Source organism: Streptomyces atroolivaceus (assembly GCF_000717025.1).
Lineage (GTDB): Bacteria > Actinomycetota > Actinomycetes > Streptomycetales > Streptomycetaceae > Streptomyces > Streptomyces atroolivaceus.
This window is the reverse complement of the sequence record NZ_JNXG01000013.1, coordinates 90634-108408: the sequence shown is the minus strand read 5'-3', so window position 1 is coordinate 108408 and position 17775 is coordinate 90634. Positions and strand designations below refer to the sequence as shown.

Sequence of the window (17775 nt, the reverse complement as noted above, 5' to 3'; positions counted from 1 at the left end):
ACCATCGCCTCTTCTCCAGCATGCCCCGGAGGTGCGGCGTACGGAAACCGACGGCGGACGACGGGGGAGCAGGCTGTGACGACGGGGCAGGGATGCGCGGGCAGGGGAACGGCGTGGGGTGCCGGCGCCGTCCGCCGGTCCAGGGTGCGGGGCACCCTGCTGGGCGGTGCGGTCGGGGACGCGCTCGGCAACCCGGTCGAGTTCCTCTCCCTCGACGGGATCCGTCGTGCCCACGGGGAGCGGGGGATACGCGGACCCGTCGCGGACTCCGACGGAGTCGTGGGACGGATCACGGACGACACCCAGATGACGCTCTTCACGGTCGAAGGGCTGATCAGGGCCCACGTCCGGGCATCAGCCAAGGGCGTCGGAGGTGCGGAGGCGGAGCTCGTCCGCAACGCCTACCTGCGCTGGCTGGACACCCAGAACCACCCCTCCCCGCCTCGGCGTGGCGGGGACGACCAGGTGCGGACCGGTCGGCTCAGGCAGGAGGGCTGGCTGTACGCACGCCGCGCTCCCGGCAACGCGTGCCTGACGGGACTGGCGTCACGCCACGTCCCGGCGCCCGGCGCACCTCTCGCCCTGCCCGGCCCCGTCAATCCGCACTCCAAGGGCTGCGGCACGGTGATGAGGTCGGCCCCCTTCGGGCTGCTGGGCTCGGACGGGGCGACGGCCTTCGCCCTGGCCGCCAGGTGCGCGCTGATCACCCATGGACACCCGACCGGGGCGTACGCGGCGGGTGCGCTCGCCGCGGTCGTCACACATCTGCTGGAGGGCGACTCACCGGCGGGCGCCGTGCTGCGCGCCATGGACCTGTTGAGCCGCCATCACGGCCACGAGGAGACGACGGCCGCGCTGCGTGCGGCGGTCGACCTCGCGGCCCTGGGGCGGCCCACCGCCGAGCGGGTCGAATCCCTGGGCGCCGGCTGGGTCGCAGAGGAGGCCCTCGCCATCGCCGTGTACTGCGCGCTGGTGCTCCCGGGCGCCGACGACATCGCCGAGGCGCTGCTGCTCTCGGTCAACCACTCAGGCGACAGCGACTCCACGGGCTCGGTCTGCGGCAACCTGCTCGGCGCGCACCACGGTGACGTGCCGCTGCCTGCCTCCTGGCTGGCCCTCACCGAAGGACGGTCCGTGATCGCCGGACTCGCCGACGATCTGAGCATGGAACTTGAGCAGCCGGTGGCGTGGCCGGACGGCCACTACCCACCGTACTGAGGGCGGCCGGCAGCGCCACCGACAGGGGAACGCCGCTCCGCGCCTGTCCGTTCCGGCGGGTATGAGCGGACCACCGGTACGTGGAGGACACACGGGGCGTGGCCGGGACCGATCACGCCGGACGGCTGTGCGGCCGAGCTGTGCGTACGCCTGTCCGCCGGCAGTGAGCCGGAGGTGATCGGCTAGGTGCTGCGGCCGGGGGCGAGCGTGCTCGAACTGGGCTGCGGGGCGGGCGGGGTGACGCATCCCCTGGTCGAACGGTCGAACTGGGCTTCGCCGTGACCGGGTTGGACGAGTCGGCGCAGATGTTGGAGCGCGTCCGCGGAGCCCGCACGGTGCGCAGCCCCATCGAGACGCTGGACCTCGGCGAGGAGCGGTCCGACGCGGTGGTGCTGGGGTCGTTCCTGGTGCACCCCGGCGATCACCGGCTCAGGGAAGGGCTGTTGGGGACCTGCCGTCGGTACGTCAGGGACGACGGCGTCGTGCTCATCCAGAGGGAAGGCCCCGGCCACCACTCCGGTCTGCCCCGGGAGAGGGAGGATCACGCGGCGGGTCGCACGATCCGGATCCTCTCGGCGGAGCCCGTCGGTGACGGTGTGGACGAGGTCCGGGCGGAGTACGTCTTCGAGGACGCCCGGTGGACCCAGACCTTCCGGTCACGGGAGCTGACCGAGGAGCGGTTCGAGGCGTATCCGGAGGAGGCCGGGCTCGCCGTCGACCGTCGTCCCACCCCGGACGGGGTCTGGGTACTGGCCCGGCCCGGGCAGATCCGAGGAAATTCGGACCGGGGGCTCGCGGGGCGATGAGTTCCGGTGCCCGGCGCGGTCTGTCTCTCTGTAAGCGCCAGGCGGCGAGGTGGCAGGAACCGCGACCCCGCGCCGGCGCACGTCACCCGTCACGCCCTCCGAGGAGACCTCCATGTCCGAAACCGTCGTACCCGCCGCGCTCACCGTGCCGCGCGTCCCCTCCTCGCCGCGCCGACGCGTGGCCTCCGCCGCCCTGACCGGAGCCCGCGTCGCCCTCGCACTGTTCCTCGGTTTCAGCGCGGTGGCCAAGCTTGTCGCCCATGCGTCGGCCGTCGAGTCCTTCGAGCGGATGGGCTGGGGCAGCGCTGCGATGTACGCCATCGGCGGGCTGGAGCTGGCCGGTGCGCTGGCCCTGCTGATCCCGCTGCTGGCAGGGGTGGCCGCCGTCGCCCTCGTCGGGCTGTTCGCCGGTGCGTCCGTCGTCCAGCTGACGCTGCTCGATCCGCCGAACGCGGTCATGCCCGCCCTGCTCATCGTCCTGGTCGTCCTCATCGCCCGGGACCGGCGGGAGCGGACCCGGGAGCTGTACGCCCTGCTCCGCGGACGGGGGCGTGTGCCCCACGCCGGTCAGTGAACGAACCGGTAGCTGCGCCAGGGAAGGGCGCGCGCGGCGTTGGCATCGGTGAAGGTGGTGGCCACGTAGGCACTCTGCCGGCCGGTGCAGTCGCGCGAGGTGTACAGGATGATGTCGACCAGGGTCCGGTTCTCGACCTTCTCCGCACCGTCGGGAGCCAGCTCGTGGCAGCCCTTCACCGAGGGGCTGTGCAGGGTGACGACCTCGTCCCGCCCGGTGGTGTAGGCCACAGGCCCCACCGCCGTACGTCCGAGTCCTGAACAGCCCGCGACGGCCAGGGTGAGCAGGGCCGCTCCGGCGGCGATGCCGGAACGTCGGCGGAGAACGGTGGGGGGCGCGGTGACGGACATGGGCGGGTCCTCGTCTGCTCGTCCGGCTCATCGGTACGTCACGGAGACGTGCTGGCGCTGGCCACCCTGCCCGGCCCCCCGGGCGACGGCATCCGGTGCGCGGCCGGCCGGGGCCGCTGACACCCGGACGGGGGTTCGATGATGTACATATCGGGCATATCGTGTTAATAGGGCGTGATGGGTGGGTGTGGGAACGCACCCCGGAGGCAGGGGGCCGTGATGGTCCAGGAGCTGTTGATCGCATTGGTGGCGGTGCTCTCGGCCGGCCTGGTGTACGCCATGGCCGCGGCCCGGGTGGTCAAGCAGTACGAGCGGGGCGTGGTGCTCCGGCTCGGCAGGCTCCACGACGCGCTGCGCCCTCCGGGCTTCACCATGATCGTCCCGGGCATCGACCGGCTCCGCAAGGTGAACATGCAGATCGTGACGATGCCCGTCCCCGCCCAGGACGGAATCACCCGCGACAACGTCACGGTGCGGGTGGACGCAGTCATCTACTTCAAGGTGGTGGACCCGGCGAGCGCGGTGATCCAGGTGGAGGACTACCGGTTCGCGGTCTCCCAGATGGCGCAGACCTCGCTGCGGTCGATCATCGGTAAGAGCGACCTGGACGATCTGCTGTCCGACCGCGAGAAGCTGAACCAGGGACTGGAACTGATGATCGACAGTCCTGCGGTGGGCTGGGGTGTGCAGATCGACCGGGTGGAGATCAAGGACGTCTCGCTGCCGGAGACGATGAAACGGTCCATGGCCCGCCAGGCCGAGGCGGACCGTGAGCGGCGCGCGAGGGTCATCAACGCCGATGCGGAGCTGCAGGCGTCGAAGAAGCTCGCCCAGGCGGCGCAGCAGATGTCGACCCAGCCGGCGGCACTGCAGCTTCGGCTGCTGCAGACGGTGGTCGCGGTCGCGGCGGAGAAGAACTCCACGCTGGTCCTGCCCTTCCCGGTGGAGCTGCTCCGCTTCCTGGAACGGGCGCAGCAGGGGCCGCAGCCGCCAGTCGGCTCCGGGCAGTCGCGGAGCGGGCCCGAGCAGCCGGTGACGGACGACGGGCCCGTGGACACGACGTCCGGCGGGAGGCCCTCGGAGGCGTACCCGTCCGCTGTGGATCCCTCGGTCGTGGGCATGTCGGCTGTGGATCCGTCGGTCGTGAGCCCGCCCTTCGGGGACCCCGTCACGGAGCAGACCTTCACGGACCGGCCGCTGCCGGACGGGCCTCCCGCCCGTCGGGGGCCGGCGCCGGACCCGGTGCCGGAGCCCGGCCCGGACGTGCTTCCGGACCTCGGTCCGGAAGCACCTCAGGGCCTCGGTCCGGAACAGCCGTCCGAGCGCCCCCGCAGCAAGCCTTTCAACCGTCACTGAGACGGCTGCCCGCCCGCTCCACCTGTGGAGACACGGCCGGGGCGGGCGCTGTCACACCCCCCGCCTAGACTCACGAGAACAGGAGAAGCGCGACCGGACCGAGGCAGGAGGGGGCGGCGGACATGGCACGGCAGACGCAGGACGTCACCGCCGACCGGCTGCTGAGGTGCGCCGCGGTCTTCCTGCCGTCGGAGCTTCCCCGGGACGGCCGGATCGCGTTCTGGGACCCGGAAGGAAGCGTCGGCCTCACGGGTTCCGGCGGGGCGTTCCCCGTCACCGAGCCCTCCCGCCACGACGCTCTGTCTCCCGCCGCCCGCCCGGACCTCACCCTCACCGAGCTCACGGTCGTCGGCCGCCACGACACGGACGGTGTCCGCACCCGCACCGTGCCCGCCGTGGCGCTTCCCGTCGCGGACGCGGTGCCCTTGCTCGCGCGCGCCCGGCACCGTGCCGTGGCCCATCCCGCCACCCGCGCGTGGGGAGCGGCCGCCCTGCACGCCCTCACCCTCGTGGCGCGCGGCAGGCTCCTGCCCGGCCTGACGGCCGGTGACAACGACGCCTGGCGGGCCGGACCGCGTGACGCGGAGGACATCGCCCATCTGAGGGCCGTCGCCGCCTCGATGCCGCCCGAGGGCCACGCGGTCCCGCTGGACGGCACACCCCTGCGGGTCCCGGAACCGCGCGCGCTGCTCGGCGCCTTCCTCGACGCCGTCGCCGACACCCTGCCCCGGACCCCCGCCGCGGCCCACGCCATGGGAGCGCCGTTCGCCGCCCGCGAGGCACAGCACCTCCCGGACGCCCGGGCCTGGGCTGTGGAGGTGGCCGCCGGACTCGACGCGGGGGTGCGCGTCTCGCTCCGGCTCGACCTCTCCGCGTACGACCTCTTCGACTCCTCCGGCTCCACCGGGGAAGCGGCGGACGGTGGCGCCGCCGAAGAGGCGGCGGACGGCGGCTCCACCGGGGGAGCGGCGGACGAGGACGCGCCCGGCACCCCCGCGGCCACACGCCATGCCGCGGCGGCCGTCACCCAGGTGCACAGCCTGGCCGACCCGACCTACGTCACCGACGCGGCCACGCTGTGGAACGGCGGGGCGGGCGAGCCCTTCGGGCCGAGGGCCCGGATCGACGCCGTGCTCGCCCTGCGCCGCGCCGCCCGTGTCTGGCCGCCGCTGGAGCGGCTGCTCGACCAGCCCGTCCCCGACGTGCTCGCCGTCACCGAGGACGAGCTCTACGAGCTGATCGGCGCGGCCGGAGCGCGGCTCGCGGCGGCAGGGGTGGCGCTCCACTGGCCCCGTGAGCTCGCCCGCTCGCTCACCGCGGCAGCCGTCGTCCGGCCCGCACCGGGCTCGGCCACCGACGGCACCTCGTTCTTCGACGCCGAACAGCTCTTCTCGTTCAACTGGCAGCTCTCCCTGGGCGACGACCACCTCACCGAGGCGGAGATGGACACCCTCGCCGAGGCACACCGGCCGGTGGTGCGGCTGCGCGACCAGTGGGTCGTCGTGGATCCCGCGCTCGTGCGCAAGGCACGGAAGCGGGAGCTGGGCCTCCTGGACCCGGTGGACGCGCTCGCCGTCGCCCTCACCGGCAGCGCCGAGGTCGACGGCGAACAGGTCGAGGCCGTCCCCGCCGGAGCCCTCGCCGCGCTCCGCGCGCGCATCCTGGACGAGGACGCCACCCTCCCGGCGCCGCCCGGCCTCGACGCCACCCTCCGCGACTACCAGCTCCGTGGCCTGGCCTGGCTTGACCGCATGACCTCGCTCGGACTCGGCGGCTGCCTCGCCGACGACATGGGCCTGGGCAAGACGATCACCGTCATCGCGCTCCATCTGCACCGCGCCCATGCCGCCCCCACCCTCGTCGTCTGTCCCGCGTCCCTTCTCGGCAACTGGCACCGTGAGATCAACCGCTTCGCGCCGGGCGTCCCCGTGCGCCGTTTCCACGGCACCGACCGCACCCTCGGCGGCTCCGACGGCGGCTTCGTCCTCACGACCTACGGCACGATGCGCTCCGGTGCGGAGCAGCTCGCCGGACACACCTGGGGGCTGGTCGTCGCCGACGAGGCGCAGCACGTCAAGAATCCGCACTCCTCGACGGCCAGAGCGCTGCGCACCATCCCCGCCCCGGCCCGCGTCGCCCTGACCGGCACCCCCGTCGAGAACAACCTCTCCGAGCTGTGGGCGCTGCTCGACTGGACCACCCCCGGCCTGCTCGGTCCGCTCAAGGCGTTCCGTTCCCGGCACGCCAGGATCGTCGAGAACACCGGCACCGCCGCGGGCCTGGGCAACGAGGAGGCGGTCGAGCGGCTCTCCCGGCTGGTCCGCCCCTTCCTGCTGCGCCGCAAGAAGTCCGACCCGGGCATCGCGCCCGAACTGCCGCCCAAGACCGAGACCGACCACCCCGTCTTCCTCACCCGGGAACAGGCCACGCTCTACGAGGCGGCCGTCCGGGAGACGATGGCGTACATCGAGCAGTCGGAGGGCATCGCGCGGCGCGGGCTGATCATGAAGCTGCTGGGCTCGCTCAAGCAGATCTGCAATCACCCCGCGCAGTATCTGAAGGAGGAGCCGACCCGGCTCCCGGGACGTTCCGGCAAGCTCGCCCTGCTCGACGAGCTCCTCGACACCATCCTCTCCGAGGACGGCTCCGTCCTGATCTTCACCCAGTACGTGTCGATGGCCCGGCTCCTCTCCGCCCACCTCGGCTCCCGCGCGATCCCCTCCCAGCTGTTGCACGGCGGCACGCCGGTGCCCGAGCGCGAACGGATGGTGGACAGCTTCCAGTCAGGTGAGGTGCCCGTCTTCCTGCTCTCCCTCAAGGCGGCGGGCACGGGACTGAACCTCACCCGGGCCGCCCATGTCATCCACTACGACCGGTGGTGGAACCCGGCGGTCGAGGAGCAGGCCACCGACCGTGCGTACCGCATCGGCCAGACGCAGCCCGTGCAGGTGCACCGGCTGATCGCCGAGGGCACCGTCGAGGACCGGATCGGCGAACTGCTGGAGTCCAAGCGGGCACTCGCCGACGCGGTGCTCGGTACCGGCGAGGCCGCCCTGACAGAGCTCAGCGACCGTGATCTGGCCGACCTCGTGTCACTCCGGCGGACGCCATGAGGCCCGGTGGGAGCCCCGCGGCCCGCCCGGGCCCCGACGATCTGCGGCGTACCTTTGAAGCCGTGCCCGCCCGTGTCTCCGACGCCGACGGGCCCTTCGCGGAAAGCTGGTGGGGCCGGGCCTGGGTGGAGGCCCTGGAATCCCTGTCGATGGACGAGGGACGCCTCGCCCGCGGCCGTACGTACGCCGACGGCGGTCATGTCGCAGCGGTCACCGTTACCCCCGGCCGGGTCATCGCCTACGTCCACGGCAGCCGCCCCCGCCCCTACCGCGCGGAGCTGCGCCTGCGCACGTTGCCGGCCTCGGACTGGGACACGTTCCTGGACGCCGTCGCGGCCCGGCCGGGGCATCTGTCCGCGCTCCTCGACAAGGAGATGCCGCACTCCCTGGTCGACACGGCCGGCGAGGCCGGCATCCGCCTGCTGCCCGCCGCCGGTGACCTTGACCCGGACTGCTCCTGCCCGGACCGGGGCTGGCCCTGCAAGCACGTGGCGGCGCTCTGTTTCCAGACGGCCCGGCTCCTGGACAGTGACCCGTTCGTCCTCCTGCTGATGCGCGGCCGGGGCGAGCGTGAGCTCCTCGACGAGCTGGGCCGCCGCAACGCCGAGCACTCCGCGCGTGAGCGCCCGGAGACCCCCGCCATGCCCTCCGTCGCGGCCGGTGACGCCCTTGCCGGCCGGTTCCTGCCGCCGCTGCCCGCGCCCCTGCCGGTGCCGCCGTACCCCGGCGTGCCGCCGTCCTACCCGGAGCTGCCCGGCGCGCGCGATCCGCTCGGCCTCGACCACCTCGCCGCGGACGCGGCGGCCCGCGCCCACGCGCTGCTCACCACCGGCGACGACCCGCTCGCCGGGCTCAGCACCTGGCAGGACGCCGTACGGATCGCCGCGTCCCGCCCCACCGCAGGGCTCACCGCCACGACCCGGGCGCTCTACCGCGAGCTGGCCTTCGCCACAGGTCGCAGCACGACGGACCTGGCCCGGGCCGTCGCCGCCTGGCGGCAGGGCGGCGCGGAGGGGCTGGAGGTGCTGGAAAGCCCGTGGGACCCGCCGGCGGGCCCGTTCGACCGGGCCAGACCCGCCCTCGCCGCGGCCGACTTCCCGCGCTTCCAGCCCTGGCGCAACCATCTGACCAACGCCGGGGGCACCCTCCAGCTCCGCTTCGGCCACGACAGCCGCTGGTACGGCTACGAATCCGACCCGGGCCAGGACGACTGGTGGCCCAGGGCCACGCCGGACCCCGACCCGGTCGCCGCCCTCACGGCCCTGCGGGGCTGAACATCCGCGCGGGGGCGGCCCGTCCGGTGCACGGCCCGGGAGCGCCGGTGCCGCGGAAGTCGGCGAGGGCGCGTTCCTCGTCCAGCCGGGGGTGTCCCACACCCACCGGAGGGAACCTGAGGATCCCGGCCGGGCCACCCGTGACGCCGAGCTGCTACGCGCCTGTTGCCGGGAGGCCGGGAAGGGAGACCCCGCGGCCGGCGAAGAACCGCTCGAAGACAGACAGCGGAAGATCGGCCGCGCGCGTCGTGGCCGTCGTCCCCGACGGGTTGTGGAAGTGGACACCGGCCCCGTCCGCCGTCCGGGAGGTCAGCAGCACCAGATGGCCACCGCGCCCCGGAGCGGGCTGGTCCGGGTGCCGGATCCCGAAGTGCACGGACGTCATCACCCGTCGCCCCTCGTCCAGGAGGTCCAGGATTCCGGCGGGGGAGAGGTGCCGGTGGACGACCGCGTCGAGGCCGTGGACCTCGGACACGTACCGGGCGAAGGGGGCGTAGACCAGTCCCTTGATCACCCCGTCGGCGTCCTCGGTGTACGCGTCGTACCTCAACGCCCCGTCCCGCAGGGCGAACTGGGACGGCGCGCCGGTGCCGAGAGCCATCCGCAGGCAGGCCATACCGCACAGATGGCCTGCCCAGCGCGCGTACTCGGCGGGTGACGCCGCACCCGAGTCCGGCCAGCGGGGGTCCTCCGCGGGATCGAGCCCGCCCTCCACGATCGCCTGCACCAGGCCGGGCGAGGCGAACTGTGTGTGCACAGGGGTGCGGCAGGCCGGGCAGGTCACTGGCGGTATCCGTTCAGGAAGCGGCCGATGCGGCTGATCGCCGCGTCCAGGTCGTCGGCGTGCGGCAGGGTGAGGATGCGGAAGTGGTCCGGACGCGGCCAGTTGAAGCCGGTGCCCTGCACCACCTGGATCTTCTCCCGCAGCAGCAGATCCAGGACGAACCGTTCGTCATCGACGATGTCGTGCACCTTGGGATCGATACGCGGGAAGGCGTACAGGGCGCCCTTCGGCTTCACGCACGACACCCCGGGGATCTCGTTGAGCCGCTCCCAAGCCCGGTTGCGCTGCTCGTGGAGCCTGCCACCCGGGGCGACGAGGTCCCGGATCGTCTGCCGGCCACCGAGTGCGGCCTGGATGGCGTACTGCGCGGGGGCGTTGGGGCACAGCCGCATGGAGGCGAGCATGGTGAGCCCCTCCAGGTAGCTGCGGGCGTGCTGCTGAGGGCCCGACACCACCATCCAGCCCGAGCGGAAGCCCGCGACGCGGTACGTCTTGGACAGTCCGCTGAAGGTGAGGCAGAGCAGATCCGGCGCCAGGACCGCCACGCTGTGGTGCTCGGCGTCGTCGTACAGGATCTGGTCGTAGATCTCGTCGGCGAAGACCATCAGCCCGTGCCGGCGCGCCAGGTCGAGCATGCCGTCGAGGACTTCGCGGGGGTAGACGGCGCCCGTCGGGTTGTTCGGGTTGATGATCACCATCGCCCGGGTGCGGTCGGTGATCTTGGAGGCCATGTCGGCGAGGTCCGGGTTCCAGTCCGCCCCCTCGTCGCACGTGTAGTGCACCGCCTTCCCGCCCGCGAGCGTGGTGACGGCGGTCCACAGCGGATAGTCGGGGCTCGGGATCAGGATCTCGTCGCCGTCCTCCAGGAGCCCTTGCACGGCCATGGAGATCAGCTCGGAGACCCCGTTGCCGAGGAAGATGTCGTCGACGTCGACATCGGTCAGCCCCATCGCCTGATAGCGCTGCGCGACGGCGCGGCGTGCGGACAGGATGCCGCGCGAATCGGTGTAGCCGTGTGCCTGCGGGAGCATCCGGATCATGTCCTGGACGATCTCCTCCGGCGCCTCGAAGCCGAAGAGGGCCGGGTTGCCCGTGTTGAGCCGGAGCACACTGTGGCCCGCCTCCTCCAGGGCGTTGGCCTGCTCGATGACCGGGCCCCGGATCTCGTAACAGACCTCGTTGAGCTTGCTGGACTGCCGGAACTCCATGCGGTGCCTCCCCGAGCCTGAATTGCGATACTTGGTTTTACCAAGTTCGGGCTTGGAAAGTCCAACAACATGTCTAGACTGCGTCGCATGCCACGTCAGCAGCAGCCCGCCCGCCCCGCCCGCCGCCGGAGCTACGACCAGTTCTGCGCCACCGCCCGCGCCCTCGACTCCGTCGGTGACCGGTGGACCCTGCTGATCGTCCGTGAACTGCTGGCCGGTCCGCGCCGGTACACGGATCTGCACGCCGATCTGCCCGGGGTCAGCACGGATGTGCTCGCCTCCCGGCTCAAGGACATGGAGCAGGGTGGCCTGGCCGTGCGCCGCCGCCTGCCGCCCCCCGCGGCCGCGGCGGTCTACGAACTGACCGAGCGTGGCCGTGGTCTGCTCCCGGTCCTGGCCGCGCTCGACCGGTGGGGCGCGCCGGCGCTCGGTGAACGCCGCCCCACGGACGCGGTCAGGGCCCACTGGTTCGCGCTGCCGCTGCTGCGTGCCCTCGATCGCCTCACCCACGGGGGAGTGGTCGAAGTCAGGCTCGCGGAGGGCGAGTTCCATATCCGTACCGGCGCGGAGGCGGGGGGAGGCGATGCGTACGGCTACGGCCCGGCGGACCGCCCGGACGCGTGCCTCGTGCTGGACGCGGAAGTCGTCCTGGAGCTCGGACGCGGTGGGTGCACCCTCGCGGAGGCGGTCGAGGAGGGCCGGGCGAAGGTGCTCGGTGAAGGACCGCTCGCCGATGAGCTCCGCGGCGGTGGGCACCCCGGAGCCTGACACCTTCGGCACAACTCGGCGGTGACGCAGGTGCGTTCACCGGCTCGTGCCGATGAGTGGTTCATCGGGGCCGGGGCGGACCTCCACGGCACCGTCACGGCGGTCCGGGGCGACGTGGGTGCGGAACCCGGCCGGCCGGCGGGCGTCTCGCCTCACGCCGCCGAAACCCGCCACGACCGGGCCGCCCCGAAGGGGAGGTCCAGGCGGATGGTGGCGCGACAGGTCCATGATGGATGCGTGCACTTCGAACCCATCACCTGGGAGCGGCTGGCCCGCACCCTCGCCGCTCACGCCGACGGACTCGAACCGGCCGACGGCGGGGCCTGGCTGAGGGTGGGCGTCGACGGCGCTCCTGCCGCCCGTCCCGAAGAAGCCGCGGCGCACCTCGCCGAGGCGCTGCGCGCCCGCGGGCGCCCGGTGCTCACCGTCTCCACGGGTGGTTTCCTGCGCCCTGCCAGCCTGCGCTACGAGTACGGCAAGGAGGACCCGGACTCGTACGCCGACAGCTGGTTCGACACCGGGGCGCTGTGGCGCGAGGTGTTCCGCCCGCTCGAAGCGGGCGGCAGTGGACGGGTCCTGCCCGATCTCTGGGACCCCGGGACGGACCGGGCGACCCGCAGCCCGTACCAGGTGCTGCCCGAGGGCGGGGTGCTGATCCTGCACGGGCCGCTGCTCCTCGGGCAGTGGTTCCCGTTCGACCTCGGAATCCACCTGAGCCTCTCGCCGGGCGCGCTGCGACGGCGTACGGAGGAGGGCGAGCGGTGGACGCTGCCCGCCTTCGCCCGGTACGAGGACGAGGTCGCCCCGGCCGGACGGGCGGACGCGGTCGTACGGGCCGACGACCCCCGCCGTCCCGCCTGGACGGGGCTCGGCGCCTAGGACCGCCGCCACCGGGCGCGTTCGGCCCGGCCCGCCCGCCGCACCGGTTCCCTCAGGGTGTGTCCGCCCTGCCGACTCCGTGCAGCAGGGTGTCGACGACGCGTGTGGCGAGTGTGTCCACGCCCGCATCGGTGGCCGGAGCCTCGGACGCCGTCCCTGCCTTCCCGGGATCGGGGAGGCAGGGCGCGGTCAGGCCGTTCCTGTGCGGATCGCTGCCGCAAGGAATCGGACGTCCCGGGCCGTCATGTCCCGCCGGCCCGCCCAGGACCGGCATCGCACGGATCCCCGAGGGGCGGCCTCCTGCCGAGGGGTACCGCCGTCGCGCCCGGGTGGCCGGCCCATGCCGCCGGCCACCCGGGACGGCCTGCACACCCTGCGTGTCATGGGCCCGGACAGCTGCACCCCTCGCGGCTCCGAAGCGACGGCTCACACCGGCCGGCCCCCGACCAGGGCGACCGCTTCCGCGCCTGCCCGGCATCCCGCCGCGGCCGCCGACACGTCGTCGGCCCCGGCGATGAGCGCCGCCAGAAAACCCCCGGTGAAGGCGTCCCCCGCGCCGGTCGAGTCGACCGGTGCTCCGACCGGCGCGGCGGGCACGCGCGCGGTGACCGTGCCGCCGGCCGCCAGCAGGACACCCCGGTCCCCGAGTGTGACGGCGACCCGGCCCGCATGACGGCTCAGCTTGGCCGCCGCGTCCGAGGGGTCCGGCAGACCGGTGAGCTCGCGGGCCTCGTCCGCGTTGGGCAGCAACAGATCGACCCCCTCGACCAGATCCAGGAACGCCGGCGCGCCCGCTCCCGCGAGGAACCCGGCCGAAGCCGGATCCACACTCACCGGGACGCCCCGCCGCCGGGCGTCCCGCAGCGCGAGCGCCGCCGTCGCCCGGCTCGTCGGTGCGAAGAGGAGATAGCCGGACACGTGGAGCCGGGCGGCACCGTCGAGCAGCGAGGGCGACCACTCACCGGGGGAGAGGCGCAGGACCGCCCCGCTGTCGGTGAGGAAGGTGCGCTCCGAAGAGGGGTCGACCAGAGCCACCACCGTGCCGGTCGGGGCGTCCTCGTCCACGCCCAGCAGCGGACGCACGCCCGCCCGTCGCAGCGCGGCCCGGTGCCAGGCCGCGGAATCGGCCCCGGCCCGGGCGAGCAGCCGGACATCCCGGCATCCCGAACGCGCGGCCCAGCACGCCACGTTGGCTCCCGCACCCCCCGGCAGCGTGGTGATGCGCGCGGGCGTGTCCGTACCGTGCAGCGGTGCCGAGGTATGCCGTACGACCACATCGGTCACCACCTCCCCGACCACGAGCAGGCCGCCTCCGCCCACCGCGCGGCCGTTCCCGCCGGGCGTGCCACCGCTCGCGCTCACCGCGCGGCCGCCGCCACGGCGATCCGCGCGGCCAGTCGCACATTCCCGCGCACGGCGGCGAGGTTGGCCTCCAGGGACGCGCCCCCGGTCTCCCGCATCAGGTACTCCAGCAGGAACGGGGTGACGGCCTGCCCCGTGATCCCCCGCCTCCGGCACGCCTCCAGGGCCCCGGCGAGCACCCGGTCGTGCGTCGCCGGGTCCAGCTGCTCCGCCTCCGGCACGGGGTTGGCGACGATCAGTGCCGTGGGCGGGCCGCCCAGCAGCTCCCGGGCCCGCATGACCTCCGCGACGTCCTCCGGCGTGCCGACCGTCCAGTCGACCCGCTCGCCGGAGCTGCTCAGGTAGAAGCCGGGGAAGTGCTCCGTCCGGAATCCCAGCACGCCGACACCCAGCGTCTCCAGGCGCTGCAGCGTGGCGGGCACGTCCAGGATCGACTTCACACCCGCGCACACCACCGTGATCCCGGTCCCGGCGAGCAGCCGGAGGTCCGCGGACTCGTCCTGCGTCTGCGTCCACTCGCGGTGTACGCCGCCGAGCCCGCCGGTCGCGAAGACGCCCAGACCGGCCCGCGCGGCGAGGAAGGCCGTCGCGGACACGGTGGTGGCCCCGCTCGCGCCCAGGGCCAGCGCGGGGGCGAGATCGCGGTGTCCCAGCTTGCGGACACCGGGGTCCCCTGCGATCCGCTCCAACCGGGTGCCGTCCAGGCCCACATGGGCCCGGCCGTCCAGCACGGCGACCGTGGCCGGCACCGCGCCGGCCTTCCGCACGAGGTCCTCCAGCTCCCTGGCCACCTGGAGATTGCGGGGCCGCGGAAGTCCGTGCGCGATGATCGTCGACTCCAGGGCGACCACGGGCCGCCCTTCGTCGAGGGCCTCCCGCACCTCTTCGGAGAGCACGAAGGCGCTGCGTCCGGTTTCCTGCGACAGGGGTGCCGGTGGATTCTGAGGCATGCCCCCATCTCTGTCGCCGGCAGGGGGGCCGCAAACCCCCGGCGGCCGGGCCGTCGAAGCCCGGCCGGTCAGGCCTTCGCGGAATCCGGGGCCGTACGGGCCACGGCCCTGCGCAGGGCGAGCGCGGACATCGGCAGGAGGAGGCAGGCGGCGACCGCGTTGAGCCATCCGTAGCCGAGCCGGGAGACGATCACTCCGGCGACGGCGCCGCCGATGCCGGCCGCCGTGTTCATCGTCAGGTCGGAGAGTCCCTGCACGGCGGCCCGCGCTTCCTGCGGTACGGAGTCGGTGAGCAGCGCCGAGCCGGCGACCAGGCCCGCCGACCAGCCGAGACCCAGGACGAACAGGCCTGCGGCCGTCCGGACGTGTCCTTCGCCCGACGTCCCGGCCAACAGTGCCGCGCAGCACAGCAGTCCGGCGGCCAGTCCGATGACGGAGAGCCGGCCGACCCGGTCGGCGAGCCAGCCCATGACGGGGGAGAACGCGTACATGCCCGCGATGTGTCCGCTGATGACCAGGCCGATCAGCTGGATGTCCGCGCCGTGGTGCCCCAGATGGACAGGGGTCATGACCATGATGGACACCATCACGGTGTGGGACACGGCGACGGTCACGAGTGCCAGCCGTGCCATCGGGGCAGCACGCACCACCGCGATCCCCGCCCGCAGCGAGCGGCCGGCGACGGCTGTCGTGTCCTCGGAGGCGAGCGCCCGGGCGGTCAGCAGCGGATCGGGGCGGAGCAGCACGGCGACCAGGGCACCGGTGAGCAGGAAGATGACACAGGACCATGCGAAGGGCCCCGCCGTCTCCGGCACTGAGGTGCCCTGGAACACGCGGCTCGCGGGGGCGGCGACGTTGGGGCCGAGCACCGAACCGAAGGTGGTGGCCCAGATGACGGTGGAGATCGCCCGGGCGCGCCGCTCCGGCTCCGCGAGGTCGGCCGCAGCGAAGCGTGCCTGGAGATTGGCCGACGAGCCCGCACCGAATCCGGCCATACCGAGCAGCAGCAGCGGGAAACTGCCCAGGACGGAAGCGGTCACCACGAGGAACGCCCCGATGGCCCCGACCAGGTAGGCCAGTACGAGGCCGGCACGCCGGCCCCGCGAGGTCATCAGGGCGGCCAGCGGCAGCGACAGCAGTGCGGTGCCCGCCACGGAGGAGGTCGGACCGAGCCCCGAGAGGGCTTCGGAACCACTCACCTCGGCCGCCAGGACCGGGGCGAGGGCGATACCGACGGCCACGCCCAGGCCGCCGAGTACCTGGCTGCCGATGAGTACGGCGGATATCCGGCGCCGGAGGGCCGGGAGTTCGGCGGATGTGATCCGGGATGGGGGGAACGCTGACGTCACCGCCGCAGTGTGCCAGCTCGTACGGCCGGGCGACATGGAGCGACGGGACACGGCGGTGCTGCGCCGGGGCGCGGTTCCGGGTGGTGACGCGCCCACGGCGTCGGACGGCCGGTGTTCAGAACAGCGGCTGCGGGAGTATCCCCTCGAGCGCCAGCAGTCGCCGCTTCGTCTCCAGCCCGCCGCCGAACCCGCCGAGCCCTCCGTCGCTCTCCACCACCCGGTGGCACGGGACCACCACCGGCAGCGGGTTGGAACCCATGGCCGCCCCCACCGCCTGGGCTGCGCCCGGCTGACCGACCCTGCGCGCCAGGTCCCCGTAGCCCACGACCGTCCCGAAGGGCACGTGGGCGGCGAGCTCGCGGAGCACCTCGCGGTGGAAGCCGGAGCTCAGGGACCAGTCCAGAGCGAGTGAGAACCCCCGCAGCTCCCCGGCGAAATACGCCGCGAGCTGGCGCACGGGCTCGGCCAGCAGCGCGGAGTCCGGTGCTTCCACCGGCTCCGCGCCCAGCCGTGTCCGCAGCTGTGCGAGTGCTCCGTCCCGGACCGCGGGGCGCGCGTGGAACACCACGGTCACCAGACCCGCAGGGGTCGCGGCGAGCAGGAGGGGGCCGATACCGCTCGGCACGACGGACCACTCCACGACCTGCTCGTTGCTCTCCACGCAGCCCACCGTACGACCGCCCACCGACAACGCCGGCCCGCCGGGATGCTCAGCGGGTGGCGTCCCGGACCGTGTCGGGCTTGTCGGTGATGATGCCGTCCACTCCGAAGCCGGCCACCTGGGCCGCCTTCGCCGCGTCGTTCACCGTCCAGGTGTTCACCCGGAGCGGCTTGCCGTGCGCGCCCTTCAGCTTCTGCACCGCGGCGACGTAGCCGGCACTGAGGGTGGTGTGCGACGGATTGATCTGGTCGGTGAACGCCGCGTACGAGGGCAGATCGGCCACCGCCGGGGTGCCCAGGAAGCCCGTGACGACGTCCGGACGCAGAACGTGAACATTTTTCACACTCTCTGCACCGAAGCTCTGGATGACCAGCCTGTGCTTGACGTGACCGCGGTCGAGCCAGCCCTCCTGACGCAGTACGCGCAGGATCTCCCTCTCGATCCCCGGGTACGTCTGAGGGCTCTTGATCTCCAGGAGCAGCTTCTGGCGGTTGCGCTCGACGCGGTCCAGGTACTGCGAGAGCGTCGGCACCCGGGCCCCCGCGAAGCCGGCCCCGAACCAGCTGCCCGCGTCCAGTTCCGCGATCTCCGCCGCGGTGAAGTCCTTGACCGCCCAGGGCGCACGGCCGGGGAAGACCTCCTCGGCGTCGGTGGTCCTGCTCAGCGTGGTGTCGTGCACGACGACCAGCACACCGTCCTTGGTGCGCTGCACGTCGTTCTCCACCCAGGCGATGCCCAGATCGTCGGCCGCGTCCACAGCCGCGAGGGTGTTCTCCGGGGCGTAGGCGGAAGCGCCCCGGTGGGCGTAGACGACCGGGCTGTCCTGGGCGCCGGACGCCTGCGCCTGGGCGGCGGGCAGCAGGACGCAGCCGCCGAGCAGGGCGGCTACGGCGCCGGAGGTGGTTGCTGTGCGTACGGACACGTGTACTCCTCGCGTCGGGGTGCGGACAGGGAGAGACTCGCATCCGTTCCCGAACGGGCGGGAGGGCGATGATGGCCATGTTGTGAACGGAATGTCAGGCACCGAATCCGCGGAGGGCCGGAGGCGGATAAAATGCCGTTCTTATGTTTGCTTGCCGGGCCTTGCCCTTTAGGGTCACCCCGAACCCGGGCACACCGCGAA

At 73.2% G+C, this 17775-nt stretch carries 15 protein-coding genes and 1 pseudogene; 8 read left to right on the top strand and 8 right to left on the bottom strand.

What is annotated here, in order from left to right:
- Positions 1–75 precede the first annotated feature (75 nt).
- From OO67_RS23325 to OO67_RS23315, 3 genes and pseudogenes are all read left to right on the top strand, one after another.
- Complete coding sequence (locus tag OO67_RS23325; RefSeq protein WP_033303165.1) at positions 76–1218, top strand: ADP-ribosylglycohydrolase family protein; 1143 nt, start codon at positions 76–78, stop codon at positions 1216–1218.
- A gap of 111 nt (positions 1219–1329) precedes the next feature.
- A pseudogene (locus OO67_RS23320) lies at positions 1330–2024 on the top strand (class I SAM-dependent methyltransferase).
- Between the two features lie 112 nt (positions 2025–2136).
- The gene (locus OO67_RS23315; RefSeq protein ID WP_033303164.1) at positions 2137–2598 is read left to right on the top strand and encodes a DoxX family protein; all 462 of its coding nucleotides are present in this window, start codon (positions 2137–2139) and stop codon (positions 2596–2598) included.
- Here the strand turns inward: OO67_RS23315 and OO67_RS23310 are convergent.
- Positions 2592–2948 carry a hypothetical protein gene (locus OO67_RS23310; RefSeq protein WP_033303163.1) on the bottom strand — a complete coding sequence of 119 codons (357 nt, stop codon included), beginning with the start codon at positions 2946–2948 and terminating at the stop codon, positions 2592–2594. The two genes, OO67_RS23315 and OO67_RS23310, sit on opposite strands and share 7 nt — an antisense overlap.
- A 219-nt stretch (positions 2949–3167) precedes the next feature.
- Between OO67_RS23310 and OO67_RS23305 the strand changes: the two genes are divergently transcribed.
- The 3 genes from OO67_RS23305 (at position 3168) to OO67_RS23295 (ending at position 8691) form a co-directional block, all read left to right on the top strand.
- On the top strand, positions 3168–4304 hold the full coding sequence (locus tag OO67_RS23305; RefSeq protein ID WP_033303161.1) for a slipin family protein: 1137 nt from the start codon (positions 3168–3170) through the stop codon (positions 4302–4304).
- A gap of 122 nt (positions 4305–4426) precedes the next feature.
- Positions 4427–7417 carry a DEAD/DEAH box helicase gene (locus OO67_RS23300; protein WP_033303160.1) on the top strand — a complete coding sequence of 997 codons (2991 nt, stop codon included), beginning with the start codon at positions 4427–4429 and terminating at the stop codon, positions 7415–7417.
- A complete protein-coding gene (locus OO67_RS23295) occupies positions 7414–8691 on the top strand; it encodes an SWIM zinc finger family protein (RefSeq protein ID WP_033303159.1) in 1278 nt (425 codons plus the stop codon). Before OO67_RS23300 ends, OO67_RS23295 begins: the two co-directional genes overlap by 4 nt.
- Positions 8692–8845: 154 nt before the next feature.
- Here OO67_RS23295 and OO67_RS23290 read toward each other — a convergent pair whose 3' ends face one another.
- Positions 8846–9475: a cysteine peptidase family C39 domain-containing protein gene (locus tag OO67_RS23290; protein WP_033303158.1), complete on the bottom strand. Its 630-nt coding sequence runs from the start codon at positions 9473–9475 to the stop codon at positions 8846–8848.
- Positions 9472–10683, bottom strand: a complete 1212-nt coding sequence (locus OO67_RS23285; RefSeq protein WP_033303157.1) for a pyridoxal phosphate-dependent aminotransferase — start codon at positions 10681–10683, stop codon at positions 9472–9474. The genes OO67_RS23290 and OO67_RS23285 overlap by 4 nt, the downstream gene beginning before the upstream one ends.
- A gap of 69 nt (positions 10684–10752) precedes the next feature.
- Here OO67_RS23285 and OO67_RS23280 point away from each other — a divergent pair, with 69 nt between their 5' ends.
- Positions 10753–11451 (top strand): winged helix-turn-helix transcriptional regulator, encoded by a 699-nt coding sequence (locus OO67_RS23280; RefSeq protein ID WP_033303156.1) that lies wholly within the window; start codon positions 10753–10755, stop codon positions 11449–11451.
- A 237-nt stretch (positions 11452–11688) separates the two neighbouring features.
- Positions 11689–12330: a nucleoside/nucleotide kinase family protein gene (locus tag OO67_RS23275; protein WP_033303408.1), complete on the top strand. Its 642-nt coding sequence runs from the start codon at positions 11689–11691 to the stop codon at positions 12328–12330.
- 426 nt (positions 12331–12756) lie between these two features.
- Here the strand turns inward: OO67_RS23275 and OO67_RS23265 are convergent, their stop codons facing one another.
- From OO67_RS23265 to OO67_RS23245, 5 genes are all read right to left on the bottom strand, one after another.
- Positions 12757–13692 (bottom strand): carbohydrate kinase family protein, encoded by a 936-nt coding sequence (locus OO67_RS23265; RefSeq protein WP_244300298.1) that lies wholly within the window; start codon positions 13690–13692, stop codon positions 12757–12759.
- Positions 13689–14642 (bottom strand): pseudouridine-5'-phosphate glycosidase, encoded by a 954-nt coding sequence (locus OO67_RS23260; RefSeq protein WP_033303150.1) that lies wholly within the window; start codon positions 14640–14642, stop codon positions 13689–13691. The genes OO67_RS23265 and OO67_RS23260 overlap by 4 nt, the downstream gene beginning before the upstream one ends.
- Before the next feature lie 68 nt (positions 14643–14710).
- Positions 14711–16027, bottom strand: a complete 1317-nt coding sequence (locus OO67_RS23255) for an MFS transporter (protein WP_078598195.1) — start codon at positions 16025–16027, stop codon at positions 14711–14713.
- 79 nt (positions 16028–16106) lie between these two features.
- Complete coding sequence (locus OO67_RS23250; protein WP_033303145.1) at positions 16107–16652, bottom strand: methylated-DNA--[protein]-cysteine S-methyltransferase; 546 nt, start codon at positions 16650–16652, stop codon at positions 16107–16109.
- A 49-nt stretch (positions 16653–16701) separates the two neighbouring features.
- Entirely contained in the window at positions 16702–17574 is an 873-nt protein-coding gene (locus OO67_RS23245) for a glycerophosphodiester phosphodiesterase (protein ID WP_033303143.1), read from the bottom strand.
- Positions 17575–17775: the final 201 nt, after the last annotated feature.

What these genes read in the sequence shown, in the direction of transcription:
- OO67_RS23315 (WP_033303164.1), top strand. Translation starts at nt 2,137, where the DNA reads ATGTCCGAAACCGTCGTACCCGCCGCGCTCACCGTGCCGCGCGTCCCC.
- OO67_RS23310 (WP_033303163.1), bottom strand. Translation starts at nt 2,948, where the DNA reads ATGTCCGTCACCGCGCCCCCCACCGTTCTCCGCCGACGTTCCGGCATC.
- OO67_RS23305 (WP_033303161.1), top strand. Translation starts at nt 3,168, where the DNA reads ATGGTCCAGGAGCTGTTGATCGCATTGGTGGCGGTGCTCTCGGCCGGC.
- OO67_RS23300 (WP_033303160.1), top strand. Translation starts at nt 4,427, where the DNA reads ATGGCACGGCAGACGCAGGACGTCACCGCCGACCGGCTGCTGAGGTGC.
- OO67_RS23295 (WP_033303159.1), top strand. Translation starts at nt 7,414, where the DNA reads ATGAGGCCCGGTGGGAGCCCCGCGGCCCGCCCGGGCCCCGACGATCTG.
- OO67_RS23285 (WP_033303157.1), bottom strand. Translation starts at nt 10,683, where the DNA reads ATGGAGTTCCGGCAGTCCAGCAAGCTCAACGAGGTCTGTTACGAGATC.
- OO67_RS23280 (WP_033303156.1), top strand. Translation starts at nt 10,753, where the DNA reads ATGTCTAGACTGCGTCGCATGCCACGTCAGCAGCAGCCCGCCCGCCCC.
- OO67_RS23260 (WP_033303150.1), bottom strand. Translation starts at nt 14,642, where the DNA reads ATGCCTCAGAATCCACCGGCACCCCTGTCGCAGGAAACCGGACGCAGC.
- OO67_RS23255 (WP_078598195.1), bottom strand. Translation starts at nt 16,027, where the DNA reads ATGTCGCCCGGCCGTACGAGCTGGCACACTGCGGCGGTGACGTCAGCG.